The organism is Methylobacterium sp. J-088 (genome assembly GCF_022829295.1).
GTDB lineage: Bacteria > Pseudomonadota > Alphaproteobacteria > Rhizobiales > Beijerinckiaceae > Methylobacterium.
The window spans coordinates 1-17,268 of the sequence record NZ_JAKSYH010000266.1 but is presented as its reverse complement, the minus strand read 5'-3'; the positions used below and the strand labels follow the sequence as shown (position 1 = coordinate 17,268).

General features: G+C 68.8%; 12 protein-coding genes. 5 read left to right on the top strand and 7 right to left on the bottom strand.

Translation table 11 applies throughout. The annotated features are described in order from the left end of the window. Positions 1-391: 391 nt before the first annotated feature. A complete protein-coding gene (locus MKK63_RS29655) occupies positions 392-1,819 on the bottom strand; it encodes a hypothetical protein (protein WP_244007896.1) in 1,428 nt (475 codons plus the stop codon). Positions 1,820-2,413: 594 nt separating this feature from the next. Here MKK63_RS29655 and MKK63_RS29650 point away from each other — a divergent pair. From MKK63_RS29650 to MKK63_RS29630, 5 genes are all read left to right on the top strand, one after another. Then, on the top strand, positions 2,414-4,003 hold the full coding sequence (locus tag MKK63_RS29650) for a TolC family outer membrane protein (protein WP_244007894.1): 1,590 nt from the start codon (positions 2,414-2,416) through the stop codon (positions 4,001-4,003). Positions 4,004-4,122: 119 nt separating this feature from the next. Next, positions 4,123-4,743: a PopZ family protein gene (locus MKK63_RS29645; protein ID WP_244007892.1), complete on the top strand. Its 621-nt coding sequence runs from the start codon at positions 4,123-4,125 to the stop codon at positions 4,741-4,743. A 90-nt stretch (positions 4,744-4,833) separates the two neighbouring features. After that, a complete protein-coding gene (locus MKK63_RS29640) occupies positions 4,834-7,551 on the top strand; it encodes a valine--tRNA ligase (protein ID WP_244007900.1) in 2,718 nt (905 codons plus the stop codon). A 144-nt stretch (positions 7,552-7,695) separates the two neighbouring features. Beyond that, positions 7,696-7,890, top strand: coding sequence for a type II toxin-antitoxin system VapB family antitoxin (locus tag MKK63_RS29635; RefSeq protein ID WP_244007890.1), 195 nt, complete (start codon positions 7,696-7,698; stop codon positions 7,888-7,890). Positions 7,891-8,167: 277 nt separating this feature from the next. Beyond that, complete coding sequence (locus tag MKK63_RS29630) at positions 8,168-9,709, top strand: Do family serine endopeptidase (protein ID WP_244007888.1); 1,542 nt, start codon at positions 8,168-8,170, stop codon at positions 9,707-9,709. A 130-nt stretch (positions 9,710-9,839) separates the two neighbouring features. Here the strand turns inward: MKK63_RS29630 and MKK63_RS29625 are convergent, their stop codons facing one another. The 6 genes from MKK63_RS29625 to hpnA all read right to left on the bottom strand — a co-directional run bounded on the left by MKK63_RS29625 (position 9,840) and on the right by hpnA (position 16,939). Further along, positions 9,840-10,550, bottom strand: a complete 711-nt coding sequence (locus MKK63_RS29625; RefSeq protein ID WP_244007898.1) for a phosphorylase — start codon at positions 10,548-10,550, stop codon at positions 9,840-9,842. 226 nt (positions 10,551-10,776) lie between these two features. Then, positions 10,777-12,774 carry a squalene--hopene cyclase gene (shc, locus tag MKK63_RS29620; RefSeq protein WP_244007886.1) on the bottom strand — a complete coding sequence of 666 codons (1,998 nt, stop codon included), beginning with the start codon at positions 12,772-12,774 and terminating at the stop codon, positions 10,777-10,779. Positions 12,775-12,817: 43 nt separating this feature from the next. Then, a complete protein-coding gene (hpnE, locus tag MKK63_RS29615; protein ID WP_244007884.1) occupies positions 12,818-14,119 on the bottom strand; it encodes a hydroxysqualene dehydroxylase HpnE in 1,302 nt (433 codons plus the stop codon). Continuing rightward, entirely contained in the window at positions 14,119-14,970 is an 852-nt protein-coding gene (gene hpnD, locus MKK63_RS29610; protein WP_244007882.1) for a presqualene diphosphate synthase HpnD, read from the bottom strand. Before hpnD ends, hpnE begins: the two co-directional genes overlap by 1 nt. Further along, on the bottom strand, positions 14,967-15,914 hold the full coding sequence (gene hpnC / locus MKK63_RS29605; protein WP_244007880.1) for a squalene synthase HpnC: 948 nt from the start codon (positions 15,912-15,914) through the stop codon (positions 14,967-14,969). Before hpnC ends, hpnD begins: the two co-directional genes overlap by 4 nt. Beyond that, positions 15,911-16,939, bottom strand: a complete 1,029-nt coding sequence (hpnA, locus tag MKK63_RS29600) for a hopanoid-associated sugar epimerase (protein WP_244007878.1) — start codon at positions 16,937-16,939, stop codon at positions 15,911-15,913. Before hpnA ends, hpnC begins: the two co-directional genes overlap by 4 nt. Positions 16,940-17,268: the final 329 nt, after the last annotated feature.

Genomic DNA, 17,268 nt, shown 5'->3' with positions numbered 1-17,268 from the left:
TGCGTGCACCCTGCCCGAGACCGCTAACGGGGAGTCGCAGGACCGGGACGTCGACAAGACGCCGCGACGAGAAAGACGGCACCGGCCGGGGACCATGCCCGGTCGATGCCGCGGGCGCCGCGGGGACCGGATCCCGCGCGTACTTGGCCGACACCTGGGTTCCCGCGGCGTCCCGCGTCCCTCGTGTTGTCTCTCTTGGGCCATGCCCCCGGCGCGACGAGCGCGCGGGGACGATGACACGCATGTCGAGGAGGCCGGCATCTCGGACCGTCAGCGTGAGCGCAGCACAGCCACCCAAGCCGGCGCAACATCCGTGAGCGAGGCGTGCCTCTGGCCGCGTTCGCACCCCGCGCACAGAGTCAGGAGCCGACCGCATCGACCGCAAGCGGCCTCACTCCGCCGGCACGCTCCCCGCCAGCATCTGCGCCCGCGCCACGGAGGCGCTCTTCTCGCTCTCGCTGACGGCCATCGACATGCCGGCACACATGAAGAACAACAAGCCAAGGTCGACGAACGGAGATCCGATCGAACCCAGGACCACCTGACAGATGCAGGCCAAGCGGATGCTCTTCTGGAAGCTCCGCGTCCGGTCATCTTTGGAGGGACGGGCGAAGAAGAACAGGAGCACGAACGCGAAATACGTGACCGTGCCGATGATCCCGAGGCTCGCCAGCACCGCGAGCGGCCAGCTGGATGTCCGGGTGCTGCCGACACCGACGCCGAGCCCGTTCGTCTCGAAGAGGTTCTGCAGCCCCTGGTAGTTCCAAGAGCTTCGCTCGATGCCGGAATCGGAGGTCAGCTTTTCCGAGAACGCCGCTTGATAGATGTTCTGGACGGCATCCCAGACCGATTCCTGCAGCGCGCCGAGCATCACGAGGAACGCGACGACGAACGGGCCGAGGAACAGGAACAGCGTCGCGTTGCGGGTCGATCTCCGGTGGATGACCAGCATGTACAGGCAATTCAGGTACTCGAAGGTCACGACGATGGCCAAGCCGGCATAGGCGGTCGTCGAGGTCGACGCGATGACCGCGATGAGCGACGCGGCGGCGGCCAGGCCCGCGCGCCGGGTGAACACCTCTTCGAGCCACATCTTCCCGGTGAAGGTGAACAGAAACAGCGAGGCCGACCCATACGTGGAGGCTTCGGAGAAGGAGCCGACCACCCGCTTGAAGCCGGCCATCTCGACCTCGACCAGCATGGTGTAGCCGGCATTTCTGAGGAACGACAAAAGTTCTCCGGTCCCCGTGAGATAGGTCGCGACGTCGATCAGCCCGAAGGCCAGATTGGCGAAGGCACAGACCACGGCCGCGGAACAGAGGACCGACAGGCTGCGCGAGCCCAATTCCCGCGAGCAGGCGTAGAACGCGACGTAGGCCAGAAGATCAGAGGCGAAGTACAGGCTCTGCGTCAGGTTACCGGTCGTCGGAACCAGCGGCACGAGGGCGATCCGGACGCCATCGCCCAGGCGGGCGATCGAGTAGACGTTCGTGCTGCCCGCGAACAGGCGCGTGATCAGCACCGAGCCGGCCAGCGCGTACAGCACCGTGATCAGGAGCCAGAACCCCGGCCGCGGGAAGCTCAAGGAGGACAGGCCGTCGGCAAGGCGGTAGGGATTCGTCCCGACCTTCAGCAGCACGAAAGCCAGCATGAGATGGGCCGGCTGCAGGCTGGCCCCGCCCAGCGCCGACAGGATGGCGGCCGCGGACGCCCCCAGCAGCGTGCTGAGGAACACCATGTAGACCGAGAAGCCGGGACTGCGTCCCAAGCTGATGAGCCCGATCAGGAAGGCGACGACTCCGATCAGCTCGATCTGCATGCTGCCTCAACGCGAAAGCCGATCCGTCTCAGTCCGAAGCGCGGCCCCGAGAGGCCGCCGCGCGCCGCCCATGGATGACAGTCCGGGGGCGGCCTTCGACTGGAATTCACGTGTCTCGGACTTGACGTCGATATCACGGGCCGAGATTGTCTGTGAAGCGATCAGTCCCGCGTGCCGTCCTGAACCGGCGGCCGACGACTACCGACCCGAGCCTGCGCAAAGCCGAGGCCGCGTTCGAACGGGCCGGTCGCAGCACAGCGAGTCGTGCACAACCCGGGGAACCGCGCACGTCGGATCCGAGCCCGACGCGAGTCCCGCGGGTCGCCCCCGTCAGCCTCTCCGGGCGGTTGGGCGATGTGTCACCTTAATGCCCCAACCGCCGTACATTCCGACTCGCCCGGCCGGTCGGCGCAAGCCAAAGCAACGAATTTGCGCTAAGCGTGACCGTGGGGCGGGCTTGATCGGATACCAACGGACTGCCTTACCTTGGCTGTTTTCGTCGCACATATTCGGATCGGAAAAGGCCGGAAGGGCTTGTTCATCGTGACACGACGTCCGCCAGCGACTCGCTCCACGTTCCGCGCGATCGGAATGATGGCGTCCGGGCTCGCGATCTCTGCAGCGGCCCCGGCCACCGCCGAGACGTTGGAGAGCGCCCTCGCGAAAGCCTATCAGGGTAACCCGACCCTCAATGCCGGCCGCGCCGGGGTGCGCGCGATCGATGAGAACGTGGCCATCGCCCAATCCGGGTATCGGCCGCAGGTGAATGTCGGCGCGACGATCGGCGTCCAGTACCTTCAGACCCGCAGTTCCAGCACGGCGGCGGCGGCGGCCGGTGCGGCCGCGACGGGCGCGACGACGGCGACCGCCGGGACCTCGGGTGTAACATCCGGCGTCGGAACAACCGGCCTCGGGACATCGACGGGAACCACGGGCGTCGGCACATCGACCGGCATCGGAACCACCAGCACCGGAACGAGCGGGACGTCCGCGACCGGAGCCGGCGGGGTGGGCGGCGCCGAGGCCTCGACCGCGACCACCGCGCAGTCGATCACGTCGAGCAGGACGGTTCGGACGACCTATCTCCCGACCACGGCGAGCCTGACCGTCTCACAGACGATCTTCAACGGCTTCCAGACCGACAACCAGACACGCCGCGCCGAATCGAACGTCTACAGCCAGCGCGAGACCCTGCGCTTCACCGAGCTGACCGTGCTCTACAATGCCGTTCAGGCCTACATGAACGTGCTGAGCAACACGGCGACGCTCGAACTCAACCGGAACAACGTCGAAGTTCTGGAGGAGCAGCTGCGGCAGACCCGGGACCGGTTCAACGTCGGCGAGGTGACCCGCACGGACGTGGCGCAGGCCGAGGCCCGCCTCGCCGGGGCTCGTTCACAGGTCAGCACGGCTGAATCGACCCTGCGCACCAGCATCGGCATCTATCGGCAGAACATCGGCGTCGAGCCGCGGCAGCTCGCGCCCGGCCGGCCGCTGGACCGGTTCGTGCCGGCCTCGCTGGATGCGGCCATCGCCATCGGCCTGCGCGAGCATCCGCAGATCGTTTCGGCCATTCACGCCGTCGATGCGGCCGAGGCGCAGGTCAAGGTTCTCGAGGGCCAGCTCGCGCCGAACCTGAGCCTTCAGGGCTCGCTGAGCCAGATCTACGATCAGACCGGCCCGAACCAGTCCTACTTCGTCGGTTTCGTCGGCGGGCGGCTCAACATCCCGATCTACGAGGGCGGCCAGACCTACGCGCAGATCCGGCAGGCAAAGGAGACGGTCGGCCAGACCCGCATTCTGGTCGATCAGGTCCGTGACCAGGTTCGGGCGCAGATCGTCAGCTTCTGGGGCCTGCTCGAAGCCGCAAAGGCGCAGGTCATCGCCGCCCAGGCGCAGGTCCAGGCCAACGAAGTGGCGCTGAACGGCGTGCGCGAGGAAGCCCGGGTCGGCCAGCGCACCACCCTCGACGTGCTGAACGCGCAGCAGGAGCTCCTGAACTCGCGCGTGAACCTGATCCTCGCCCAGCGCGACCGCGTGATCTACTCCTACGGGGTGGTTCAGGCGATCGGACAGCTGACGGCCCGGTTCACCGCCCTGCCGGTCGAGTACTACAGCGCCAAGGTCCACTACGATCAGGTCAAGGACCTGTGGTTCGGCCTGCGCACTCCGGACGGCCGCTGACGCCTTTTCACGGGAGTGTGGTGAAACCACGCTTGCCGCGACGAAACGGCATGGAATACTGATTGAACATCGACCCAATCCGGTCGCGTTCCAGTCTCCCATGCCGAGTGCGCCTGCCGATGAGTGCAGCTAGCCCCAAGATCCCGGACACGAAATTCCAGGACAAGGCTGCCGATAAGGGGCAGGAGCCTTCGATGGAGGAGATCCTCGCCTCGATCCGGCGGATCATCGCCGACGATCAGGCGACCAAACCCGCCGAAGCCTTGCCCGAGCCGGAGCCCGACGACGTGCTCGACCTCGCCGAGGTCGCCCAGCCGGTGGTGCGCCCCCGCGCCGTCGCGCCGGAGCCCGAGCCGCTCGATTTCGACGCGATCGACTTCGACGCGCCGGCCTTCGAGCCAGAGCCCAAACCGGAACCCAAGCCGGTCGCGGCTGCGCCCGTGCCGCCGCCGGCGGCCCCGCCGCAGCCGGCAGTTCAGGCCGCGGCACGACCGCGCGAGCCGGAGCCGGAGCCGGCTTTCGAGCCGGAGGCCCTGGTCTCACCGTCGACGGATGCCAGCGTGAGCGGCGCCTTCAACCTGCTTGCCCACACCGTCCTGACCCAGAACGCCCGGACCCTGGAGGATCTCGTCAAGGAGATGCTCCGGCCGATGCTGAAATCCTGGCTCGACGACAACCTGCCGGCCGTGGTCGAGCGCCTCGTGCGGGCCGAGATCGAGCGGGTCTCGCGCGGCCGCTGAGTGTCACGCCGGACTACGTGTTGACGGGAGCGGCGTGACGGTCGAAAGCGGGACCGACCCCGTTTGGACAAGCGCCCGCCCGTACCCGCGATGATGGACAAGACCTTCGAGCCCGCCTCCGTCGAGGCGCGGATCTCCGCCGCCTGGGAAGAGGCGGGCGCCTTCCGCGCCGGCCGGTCCGAGCGCGCCGGTGCGCCCCCCTACTGCATCGTGATCCCGCCGCCGAACGTGACGGGCTCGCTGCATATGGGCCACGCCCTCAACAACACCCTGCAGGACGTGCTCTGCCGCTTCGAGCGCATGCGCGGCAAGGACGTGCTCTGGCAACCCGGGACAGACCATGCCGGCATCGCCACCCAGATGGTGGTCGAGCGGCGGATGGCGCAGGCCCAGGAGCCCGGCCGCCGCGAGATCGGCCGCGCCGCCTTCGTCGAGAAGGTCTGGACCTGGAAGGCTGAATCCGGCGGCGCCATCGTCAACCAGTTGAAGCGTCTCGGCGCCTCCTGCGACTGGTCGCGCGAGCGCTTCACCATGGACGAGGGCCTGAGCCGCGCCGTGCTCAAGACCTTCGTGGACCTGCACCGGCAGGGCCTGATCTACCGCGACAAGCGGCTGGTGAACTGGGACCCGAAATTCCAGACCGCGATCTCGGACCTTGAGGTCCAGCAGGTCGAGGTGAAGGGCCATCTCTGGCACTTCGACTACCCGGTGGTGGACGAGTCCGGCCACGAGACCGGCGCCATCATCACGGTGGCGACCACCCGCCCCGAGACGATGCTGGGCGATACCGGTGTCGCGGTCCATCCCGAGGACGCGCGCTACACGGCGCTGGTCGGCAAGCGCGTGCGCCTGCCGCTGGTCGGCCGGCTGATCCCGATCGTCGCCGACGACTATTCCGACCCCGAGAAGGGCACCGGCGCGGTCAAGATCACCCCGGCCCACGATTTCAACGACTTCGAGGTCGGCCGGCGGCACGATCTCGGCCTGATCAACGTCCTCGACCCCGAGGGCAAAATGCTACTGGACGGCAACGCGGCCTTCCTCGACGGGGCATCGCCCGAGCCGGAAGCCCTCGCGTTGCACGGCCTCGACCGGGCGCAGGCCCGTAAGGCCGTGGTCGCGTTGATGGAGGCGCGCGAGCGCCTGCGCACGATCGAGCCGAATACCCACGCGGTCCCGCACGGCGACCGTTCGGGCGTGGTGATCGAGCCGTATCTCACCGACCAGTGGTACGTGAACGTCAAGCCGCTGGCCGAGCGCGCGCTCCAGGCGGTGCGCGACGGGCAGACCAAGTTCCTGCCCGAGAACCACGAGAAGATCTTCTTCCAGTGGCTGACCAACATCGAGCCCTGGTGCATCTCGCGCCAGCTCTGGTGGGGCCATCAGATCCCGGTCTGGTACGACGAGGCGGGCGGCATCTTCGTCGCCGAGAGCGAGGACGAGGCGCTGGCCGAGGCCGCGGCGATGCGCGGCCGGCCGGTTGCGCTCACCCGCGACGAGGATGTGCTCGACACGTGGTTCTCGTCGGCGCTCTGGCCGTTCTCGACGCTGGGCTGGCCGGACAAGACCCCGGAACTCGCCCGCTACTACCCGACCAACACCCTGGTGACCGGCAAGGATATCCTGTTCTTCTGGGTCGCCCGGATGATGATGATGGGCCTGCACCTCACCGACCGGGCGCCGTTCGACACGGTCTACCTGCACACCCTGGTGCGGGACGCGTCGGGTGCGAAGATGTCGAAATCCAAGGGCAACGTCGTCGATCCCCTCGAACTCATCGAGAAGATGGGGGCGGACGCCCTGCGCTTCACGCTCTGCGCGCTGGCCGTCCAGGGCCGCGACATCAAGCTGTCGGAGGACAGGGTCAAGGATTACCGCAACTTCACCACCAAGCTCTGGAACGCCGCCCGCTTCGCCGAGCTGAATGGCTGCCGCCTGGATCCGGCCTTCGACCCGCGCGCCGCCACGGGCGCGATCAACCGCTGGGCGCTCACCGAGGCCGCCCGGGCGGTCGACGAGGTGGCGGCGGCGCTGGAAGCCTTCCGTTTCAACGATGCGGCGGGCGCGGCCTACCGGTTCGTCTGGAACATCTTCTGCGATTGGTATCTCGAACTCGCGAAGCCCGTCCTCCAGGGCGAAAGCGTCGATCCGGCCGTCCGGACGGAAACGCAGGCGAGCGTTGCGTTCCTGATCGATCAGGTCGCCAAGCTCCTGCACCCGTTCATGCCGTTCCTCACGGAGGAATTGTGGGCGATCAAGGGGGCCGACCAGCCCGAGCGCGGCCTCCTGACCCTCGCGTCGTGGCCGGACCTCGGCGGCCTCGCCGACGCGGCGGCCGAGGCCGAGGTCGGCTTCGTGGTCGATCTCGTCACGCAGGTCCGCTCGGCCCGCTCCGAGACGAACGTGCCGGCCGCCGCGCAGATCCCCCTGGTGATGGTCAGCTCAGATTCGGCTGTTCGGTCCCGGGTCGAGGCGTGGCGGGACACGCTGCTGCGCCTCGCGCGCCTGTCCGAGATCACCTTCGCGGATGCGCCCCCGAAGAACTCAGTCCAGTTGATGGTGCGTGGCAGCGTCGCCGCGCTGCCGCTGGAGGGCGTCGTCGACCTCGCCGCCGAGGTTGCGCGCCTCAGGAAGGAACAAGCGAAGGCCCAAGGCGAGATCAAGAAGGTGGACGCCAAGCTCGGCAATGCCGATTTCGTCGCCCGGGCCCCCGAGGATATCATCGAGGAGAACCGCGAGCGGCGGGAGACCCAGGCGGCGTTGCTCGCCAAGATCGAGGAGGCGCTCGCGCGGCTGAGCGGGGATTGAAGGAAGGCTTCAGCCGGCCGCTCAACCCATGGGGGTCTCCCTGGAGGCCTTCGCCGCGCTCCAGAACTTCAGCATGAGGTCGAGAGCAGGACATCTGCGATCGCGTGACCGGATGCAATCGCTGATGCCGCGCACGAGGTTGGCATGCGCACGACGATCACGCTCGATGACAAGCTCGTTGAGGACGCTCGGCGGTTTACCGACATCCGCAACACATCGAACCTCGTGCACGAGGCTCTACGGGCGCTCATTCAGCGCGAGGTGTCCCGGCGCATCAACCTGCTCAGCGGCAGCGATCCGACAGCCACAGCAGGACCGCGCCGACGACCGGATGCGTGATCATGGCCGATGCGCGAAGCCGCGAAGCCGATGCCGGATCTTGGCGCGCGACTGCCGCCCGTCTGCCGTAAGCAACCGGCTCGGACTGGGTTACCGGGCGACCCGCTGAGATCACCGGCGACGTCCGTCCTACCGGCAGGTGCCGAGGGACCCACCGACCTGTCCAAACCGTAATGTGACCGCCACGCCCGGGTCAGGGGCCTCCCTGTAGACCGATTGCTCGACCGTCGCCTGAACCGGCGTCGTCCCGATCATTCCCGAGAGGTTGAGACTCCCCATGACCGAGACCCGTCCTTCCGGCCGCACCTCGCGCCGCGCCCTTGCCTCGGTGGCTGCCGCCGCGTTGATCGCCGGCGGTGCGCTGGGCAGCGGATACCTGCCGACTGCCACCCCGGCCTACGCCCAGGCGCTTCCCAAGTCGCCGATCGAGGCTCCTGAGCATCCGCCGGGCTCGTTTGCCGGCATCGTCAACAAGGTGAAGCCGGGCGTGGTCTCGGTGAAGGTCAAGCTCGACGATTCCGCGAGCAGCAGCAGCGACGACGAGGACGGGCCGAACCAGGGCCGCAACCTCCAGAACGTGCCGCCGCAGCTGCGCGAGTTCTTCAAGCGCTTCGGCCAGAATGGCCCTGGCGGCGGCGGCATGCAGCCCCAGCACCAGGGCCCGCGCGGCGCGGTCGGTTCCGGCTTCATCATCTCGGCCGATGGCTACGTGGTGACCAACAACCACGTGGTCGACCATGCCAAGACGGTGCAGGTCACGCTGGATGACGGCCGCACCCTCGACGCGAAGGTGATCGGCAAGGATGCCAAGACCGATGTGGCGCTGCTGAAGATCACGGAGGGCTCCAGCTTCCCGTACGTGCAGTTCGGCAAGGCCGCACCGCAGGTGGGTGACTGGGTGGTGGCAATCGGCAACCCGTTCGGCCTCGGCGGCACTGTGACCGCCGGCATCGTCTCGGCCCGCGGCCGCGATATCGGCGCCGGTCCTTACGACGATTTCCTGCAGATCGACGCCCCGATCAACAAGGGCAATTCGGGCGGCCCGACCTTCAACGTCAACGGCGAGGTGGTCGGCATGAACACCGCCATCGCGTCGCCCTCGGGCGGCAGCGTCGGCCTCGCCTTCGCGATCCCGGCCGAGACCGTGCAGGCGGTGGTCGATCAGCTCCGCACGGACGGCAAGGTCGCCCGCGGCTATCTCGGCGTGCAGATCCAGCCGGTGACGCAGGACATCGCCGAGGGTCTGGGCCTCGACAAGGCCAAGGGCGCGCTCGTCGACCATGCCGAGAACGGCACTCCGGCGGCCAAGGCCGGCCTGAAGGCCGGCGACGTGATCGAGAAGGTCAACGGCGACACCGTGGACAGCGCCCGTGAGCTGTCGCGCAGGATCGCCGGCATGAAGCCTGGCGCCAAGGTCGAACTGAGCTACCTGCGCGGCGGCAAGTCCGACACCGCCACCGTGACGCTCGGCACCATGCCGACCGACGGCACCAAGGTGGCGAGCCGCAGTGACGACGACTCGACGAACGGCCAGCCCCGGCTCGGTCTCCAGCTCGCCCCGGCCGGTGATGTCGGTCTGTCCGATCAGGGTGTCGCCGTGGTCCAGGTCGATCCCGACGGGCCGGCCGCCGCCAAGGGCATCGAGGCCGGCGACGTGATCCTCGATGTCGGCGGCCAGAGCGTGTCCCGTCCCTCGGACGTAGCCGCGCAGATCCGGGCCGCCGAGTCGAGCGGACGCAAGGCCGTGCTTATGCGGGTGAAGAGCGGCAAGGGCCAGACCCGCTTCGTCGCGGTCTCGCTCAGCAAGAACGCTGGCTGAAGTCGGTTCCTCCCGGCGTGGGGCTGTCCGCCTCGCGCCGTCTCATGGTGACCTCCGACTGGCGCGGGCCGTATGGTCCCGCGCCTCTTTTTTGAGCCGGCCGACTCGCCCGGAAGACGCGCCGAAGCCGTCAGCCAGACCGGGCTTCACCGTTGACGGGAACACCAAGCCCAGGTCCGAGCCGTGTCCGGCACCGGCCGAGCGCCGCGAAGGCCGCGTTCGAATCCTTGGCGAGGCGCATCAGATCGCCCAACCGCGCCCTGCCCCGGGCGAAGGCGAAGAACACCGCGGCGATGTCGGGCTCGCCGTCGGCGGTAAGGGCCTCGGCGGCGAAAGCCGGCAGCGCCTGGCCGGCGGGATCGCAGATCACCCGCACCGCGGCGAAAGGCAGACCGTGCCGCCCGGCGAAGGCCGCCGCCACGTGGGATTCCATGTCGACGGCCGCCGCACCCGTCCTGGCGCGCAGATCGGTCTTGCCATCGACGGCGAGGATGGCCGCATCGACCCCGGCCAGATCGGACGGGATGACCCGCGGCCCGACTCCGGACAGGAGGTTGAGGAGCGTGGCCGAGAGATCGAGATCGGCTGCCCGCCGCCCCTCCTCGCCGACGACGCCGGTGCCCACCACCACATCGCCCGGCTTGAGCGAGGGATCGAGGCCGCCCGCAATGCCAAAGCTCACCACCGCCCGGCAACCCGGCGGCACGCGTGCGTCGAGAAGTTGACGAAGCCGGTGCGGGTTTCCGCCGGCGCCCACAGCCTCGACTCCATCCCCGGCTGCCATGCGGCGCTCGCGGGCGAGGCCTGTGACGGCCAGGACGGGTGCAGTGGGGTCGATCATGGTCCGCTGGTGGACCAGTCCGGCGAGGTCCGCAAGCAGGCGTGAACGCCGCGGCACGACAGCAGGTTGGTCCTGCTGTGAACCGGGCTCGCCCGACCCCGCTCGGTCGCTGTCTGAAGAGGCCACGTGTCGGATACCGGGGCTCGCAGGTCGGTCACCGGGACGGCCGAACGCGCTGCGATCCGGTGGAAAGTGGGGCCAGCCCGTCCGAACCGGCCCCGTCGCATCACATACCGAACTGGACGCGCCGACTGTTGGTACGCTTGAGGTTGCGGTAACGCGCCATCGCCCAAAGCGGGAAGAACTTCGGGTAGCCATGATACCGCAGGTAGAATACCCGCGGGAAGCCGGTGGCGGTGTAGCGCTCTTCCTTCCAGAACCCGTCCGCGCCCTGCGTACGGGTCAGGAAATTGATGCCCCGCGTCACGGCCGGATCGTCGACCGCGCCGGCCGCCATCAGAGCCAGCAACGCCCACGCGGTCTGCGAGGCCGTGGACGAGCCCGGCTCGAAGGCCGGATCGATCTTGTACGAGGAGGCGTCCTCGCCCCAGCCGCCATCCGGGTTCTGGATTCGGATCAGCCAGGAGACCGCCCGCTGGATCCGCGGGTCGGCCGAATCCACCCTGGCCGCGTTCAGCGCGCACAGCACCGACCACGTCCCATAGATGAAATTCATGCCCCATCGGCCGTACCAGGAGCCGTCCTCTTCCTGATCGTTCAGGAGGTAGTTCACGCCGCGGTCCAGAGCCCGGGAGGTCGCACGGGTCTCGCCGAGCTGGGCCAGCATGCCGACCACACGGGCGGTCACGTCCGCGGTCGGCGGATCGAGCAGCGCGCCGTGATCCGAGAACGGGATGTGATTGAGGTACATGTGGTTGTTGTCGGCGTCGAACGCCGCCCAACCGCCATCCTCGGACTGCAAGCCCTCGACCCATTCCCGGGCACGGGCGATCGCGACCTTGTAATCAGGCATGCCGACGACCAGCCCGTGCTGGTGCATCGCCCGATCCATCGCCATCACCACCACGGCGGTGTCGTCGAGATCGGGATAATGCGGGTTGGCGTACTGGAACGCCCAACCGCCGGGCCGGACCTTCGGCTTGCGCGCCGCCCAGTCCCCGACGATGTCGAGCACCTGGCGGGGCTTCAGCCAATCGAGCCCAGCGCGGGCCTGGGCCTCGGCCTCGGGGCTGCCGGCTTCGAGCAGGGCGTGGCTCGCCAGAGCCGTGTCCCAGACCGGCGAGACGCAGGGTTGGACATAGGCCTCGTCGGCCTTCTCGACCACGAGCTTCTCGATGGCGTCGCAGGCGACGCGAACCTGCGGGTGATCGGGACGATAGCCCATCACCTCGTACATCAGAACTGAGTTAACCATGGCGGGGAAGATGGCGCCCAGCCCGTCCTCGCCGTTCAAACGCTCGCTGACCCAAGCGCGGGCCATCTCCATGGCGCGTTGCCGGCTCTTGCGCGGCAGGTGGTTCTCGACCGACTGCAGGATCCGGTCGATGAAGCCGAAGATCGGCGTCCAGGGCCATGTGGCGTGGGGCGAGCCCGGCCAGGAGCGGACGCTCTCCGGCGGCGTGACGAACAACTCCTGCACGCTGATGCCGCGCGGGTTGCGCGCCCGGGGCTTGGTCGCCTGGAGCACGAACAGCGGCACCACGGTGGTGCGGGCCCAGTAGCTGATCTTGTCGAGGTGGAACGGGAACCACTTCGGCAGGAACATCACCTCGACAGGCATCACCGGCACGGCGCGCCACGGCACCTCGCCATAGAGGGCCAGCATGAACCGGGTGAACACGTTGGCGTTGGCCGCGCCGCCGCGGGACAGGATGCCCTCGCGCGCCCGGCGCATGTGCGGCGCCTCGATGTCGTCGCCGATCATCTTGAGCGCGAAATACGCCTTGACGGTGCAGCTCATGTCGAACGGCCCCTCGTGGACGAGGGCCCAGCCGCCGTGACGGCCCTGGGTGCGGCGCAGGTAATGGCCGATCTTGGCCTCGAGGCCGTCGCGGATCTGCGTGCCGCGGAACTGGTGGAACAGGATATATTCGGACGGGATCGTGGCATCGGCCTCGAGTTCGAAGCAGATGTGCCCGTCGTCGTGGGCCAATGTCGCGAGGGCGCGCGTCGCCTGCGCGATGCCGCGCTCGACATCGTCCAGCGAGATCCCTTGCGTCTTCGAGCGCTGCAGCGGCTCGACTTTGCTTACGGCCTCTCTCATCGTCCTCGACCTTGAGCACCCACCTCCCGGCGGACGCAATTCCTCAAGCTGCGCCGCGCGCCGGGGTTCCGGAGCGCGCGACCGATCCAACGCGCAAAGCGCGTGCGGCCGTCTTGCCCGAGCGGATCGCTCCCTCGATCGTCGACGGCAGACCTGTGGCGGTCCAGTCGCCTGCCAGGACGAGATTGTCGTAGGCGGTTTCAGCCCCCGGGCGCCGCGCGGCTTCCGCCGGCGTCGCCGCGAAGGTGGCACGCTTCTCCTTTACGATCTGCCAGCTAGGCAGTTCCGGTGCAAGATCACACAACTGTGCGATCTCGGACCAGATCTGGCGAGCGAGATCCTCCCGAGGCACATCGAGGAGCCTGTCGGCACCGCTGATCGTCACCGAATACCGGTCCGGATAGGCGAACAGCCACTCCGTGAGGCTATTGACGACACCCAGCACCAGCGGGCTCCCGGGCTTCGGGACCAGCTTGAAATGCGCGTTGACGATGGAGCGGAATTCCACCGGGGCGAGGAGACCGGGCAACACCTCGCGAGCCACCCAGGGCGGCAGGGCCAGCACGATCCCGTCTTCGGGGCCGAGCGCCTCGGCGCCGTCCGAGAATTGAAGCTGGGCGACGCGGCCCTCCGCCAGATCGAGGCCGCGCAGGCGCCGGCCCAGCCGGATCTCGCAGCCGCGGGCCGTGAGGTAGCGCAGGGCCGGGTCGACGAAGGCGTAGGACAGGCCCTCCACCGCCACCAGCGGCCGACAGGCCTTGCCGCCCGCTCCCAGGGTCTCGCGCAGGATCCGGGCCGCGAGCCCGACATCGCTGTCGCGCGGCTCGGTGTTGAGGGCGGCGAGCAGCACCGGGTGCCAGAGCCGCCGGTAGAGGTCGCCCGTGCACTCCATGTGGGCCCCGATGGTGCCGCCCGCCCCCTCCGCCTTACCGGAGGCCGCCCGCAGGATCCCGAGCGGGGCAAGGTAGTCGCGCGCCTTCGTGCCGGGAACACGGCGCGATGGGCTCATCACCCACCAGGGCAGCCGGCCGTCGTTGGGACGCAGGCGCCAGCGCTCACCGGTCGCGAGATCGGCGAAATCGAACTCCGCAGCGTCGGGCCCGACAAGCGCGTCCGCGGGTGCGCCGACCGTCTTGAGGAAGCCCAGGGCATCGGCATTGCCGGAGAGCAGCAGATGGTTGCCGTTGTCGAGGGTCAGGCCGAGGGCCGGATCGTAGTAGGAGCGGCAGCGCCCGCCCGCCTGCTTCGCCGCCTCGTGCAGCACGACCCGCGCGCCGGTTTCGGCCAGCGCGACGGCCGCGGACAGGCCGGCGAGACCGGCCCCGACGACGTGAATCGTGCCCATCAAATCACGCCGTGGCGGAGGACGACGCCGAGCAGCGCGAGCTTGCCGGGCTTCACCCGGGCCCGGGGCATGGCCCAGCCGCGTTCGAGCACGGCCTTCAAGTAGAGATGATAGGCCGCCGCCATCAGCCGGGCCGCCTTGGTGGCCTTGCGGGGGCTGCGTCGGATGATCTCCCAGGTCGCTTGGTAGTGCTCCTCGGCCTCGCGGGCGAGGGACATGCAGACTTCGCCGATGCGGGGATGGCTGATCGCCTGGACCGGCGTCGGATCGGTGAGCCCGATCGCCTCAAGCTTCTCGCGGGGCAGGTAGAGACGGCCGCGCTCGGCGTCCTCGTCGATGTCGCGCAGGATGTTGGTGAGCTGAAGAGCCCGCCCCTCGTGCCACGCGAGCCCGATCCCATCCGCCTCCGGCATGCCGAAGATCCGCACCGACAGGCGCCCCACCGCGCTCGCGACCCGGTCGCAGTAGAGATCAAGGGTCTCCGCATCGGGGGCGACGATGTCCTCCATCGCGTCCATCGCCATGCCGTCGATGACCGCCTGGAAATCCTCACGCTTCAGGCCGAAGCGGCGTACCGGCTCGACGAGGTCGCGCACCCGCGGCACCGGACGTCCGGCATAGAGCCCGTCGATATCGGCCCGCCAGCGGTCGAGCTCGGCCTGCCGGACCGGCCGGGTGCCGCCGTCATCGGCAACGTCGTCCACCGCCCGGCAGAAGGCGTAGACCGCGTACATGGCCTCCCGCCGCTCCTTCGGCAGCAGGCGCATGGCCGTGTAGAAGGAAGAACCGGCAGCCGGGAGCGCCGGGGCCGTCTCCGTTCCGGCCGGGGCAGGCGTCGCGGTGGCGCTCACGGGCGGCTTCCCTGCGACGAGCGACTCGCCGGAGACGAACGATCGGCCTGCGCGCGCGTCCCACGGGCGGCGGCCCGCACGGTCCGATACCGGAGGGGGCGGCGCATCAGCGTGGCGGCGACCCCGCCGAGCGCCGTGAGCGCGAAAGCACGCTTGCTGTGGTGGACCTTCTCAGAGAGCGGATCGCGCTCCAGCAGGCCCCGGGCGAGGACGACCGCGAGGCGGTGGATCGCGGCGATCTCCATCGAGAGGCGCAGATCGTCGATCAGATCCGGCAGGATCGCGCCCTCGTCGAGCATGTCGAGGCAGTTCTGAGCCAGCTCGCGGATCACCGCCAGGAGCTGCGGTGCCGCCTTGGCCTCGCCCAGCATCGCCACCGTGGCGCCATGCCGGTCCAGGATGTCCTGCGGCAGGTAGACCCGGTCGAGGGCGGCAAAATCCTTGCCGCAATCCTGGAGATGGTTGATCACCTGCAACGCGGCACAGACCGAGTCGGACGGACCCCAGACCCGTACCGGATCCTCGCCGTGGACGTCGAGGACGAAGCGCCCCACCGGCATCGCCGAATAGCGGCAATAGTGGATCAACTCGTCCCAGGTCGCGTAGCGGTTCTTCCGGGCGTCCATCCGGAACGCCTCGAGCAATTCGAGGGCGTGGCGGGGCGGAAGGACCCGGGCCGCCAGCTCGCGCTTCAGCGGCGCGGCCTCCGGATCGACCGGGCCGGCCCCGGTCAGCGCCTCCGCCAGCCGGTCGAGGAGCTCGATCTTGCGCTCCGGCGACAGCTCCGCGTGGTCAGCCACGTCATCGCCGGCGCGGACGAAGTTGTAGAAGGCCAGGATCGCACCGCGGTGCTGCGGATGGATCAGGTGCGAGGCGACCGGAAAGTTCTCGTCGCGGTGCCCCTTGCCGGAGCGGGCCGCGGTGGCAGTGTCGAGGGTGCTCATGCGAGATACCCGGCCTCCCGGAACCATGCGATCGCGTCCGACAGGCCCTCGCGATAGGGCCGGGCCGTGTAGCCGAGCTCCGCGCGGGCCTTGCGATCGGAAAAGAACATGCGGTAGCGCGACATGCGGATGCCGTCGATCGTCGCGAAGGGTTGTTTCCCGGTGACCCGCGCGGCGAGCTGCGCGAAGACCGCGACCGGATAGACCACCGCCCGCGGCAGGTTCACGGTCGGGGGCTTGCGCCCGACCATGCCGGCGATGTCGGCGAGCATCTGCGACAGGAACACGTCCTCGCCACCCAGGATGTATCGCTCGCCGATGCGCCCCTTCCGGAGCGCCAACAGGTGCCCGTACGCCACGTCGTCCACGTGGGCGAGGTTGAGACCGGTATCGACGAAGGCGGGCATCTTGCCGAGCGCCGCCTCTTGGATGATCCGCCCCGTCGGCGTCGGCTTCACGTCGCGCGGGCCGATCGGCGTCGAGGGATTGACGATGACGGCCTTCAGCCCGTCCCGGGCCACCATCTCTTCGACCACGCGCTCGGCCACGACCTTGCTGCGCTTGTAGGCGCCGATGGCGGTCTCGGGCGTCAGCGGCATGGTCTCGTCGGAGGGCGTCACGCCATCGGCCGGCGGCTTGATGGTCGCGACGCTCGACGTGTAGACGACCCGCTCGATGCCCGCCTGCAGAGCAGCGCGCATCATCAGGCGCGTGCCGTCGCGGTTGGTGCGGACGATTTCTTCCATATCGGGTGCCCACAGCCGGTAATCGGCTGCGGCGTGGATCAGGTAGCGCTGATCACGCATCGCCGCCGCCACAGCGGCCGGATCGCGCATGTCGCCCTCGGCGATCTCGACATCGGTCCAGGTCAGGTTCCGGCGCGGACTCGACGCGCGCACGAGGATGCGCACCGGGAAGCCGGCGCGACGGAACACGTCGACCAGGGCCGAGCCGAGAAAGCCGCTCGCACCGGTGATCAGCACGGGGCCGACCTCGGGAAAGCCGGGGGTTGTGGCCTCTGCCATCACGGTTCTTGAGGGTTACCGTCTCTCGGCGCGGCCGGGGATGGCCGGCCGCGCTTGTGTCATCGAACCGGCGAAGCGGCAAGCCGCGGTGCCGGCGGGTGAGAATGCGGAGCCGCCGCGCGGAGCGTCCCGCGCAGAAGTCCTCTTCGATCAGGCGAGCCGCAGCCGCGACCGACCCTCCTTGCGCTCCGGCAGGGTATCGAGGGCGGTCCTGACGATGGTGTGCGCGTCGAGGCCGGCCTCGGCGTACATCTTCTCCGGGCTGTCGTGGTCCTGGTACGTGTCGGGCAGCGTCAGCGTCCGAACCCGCACCCGCCCCGCATCCAGCG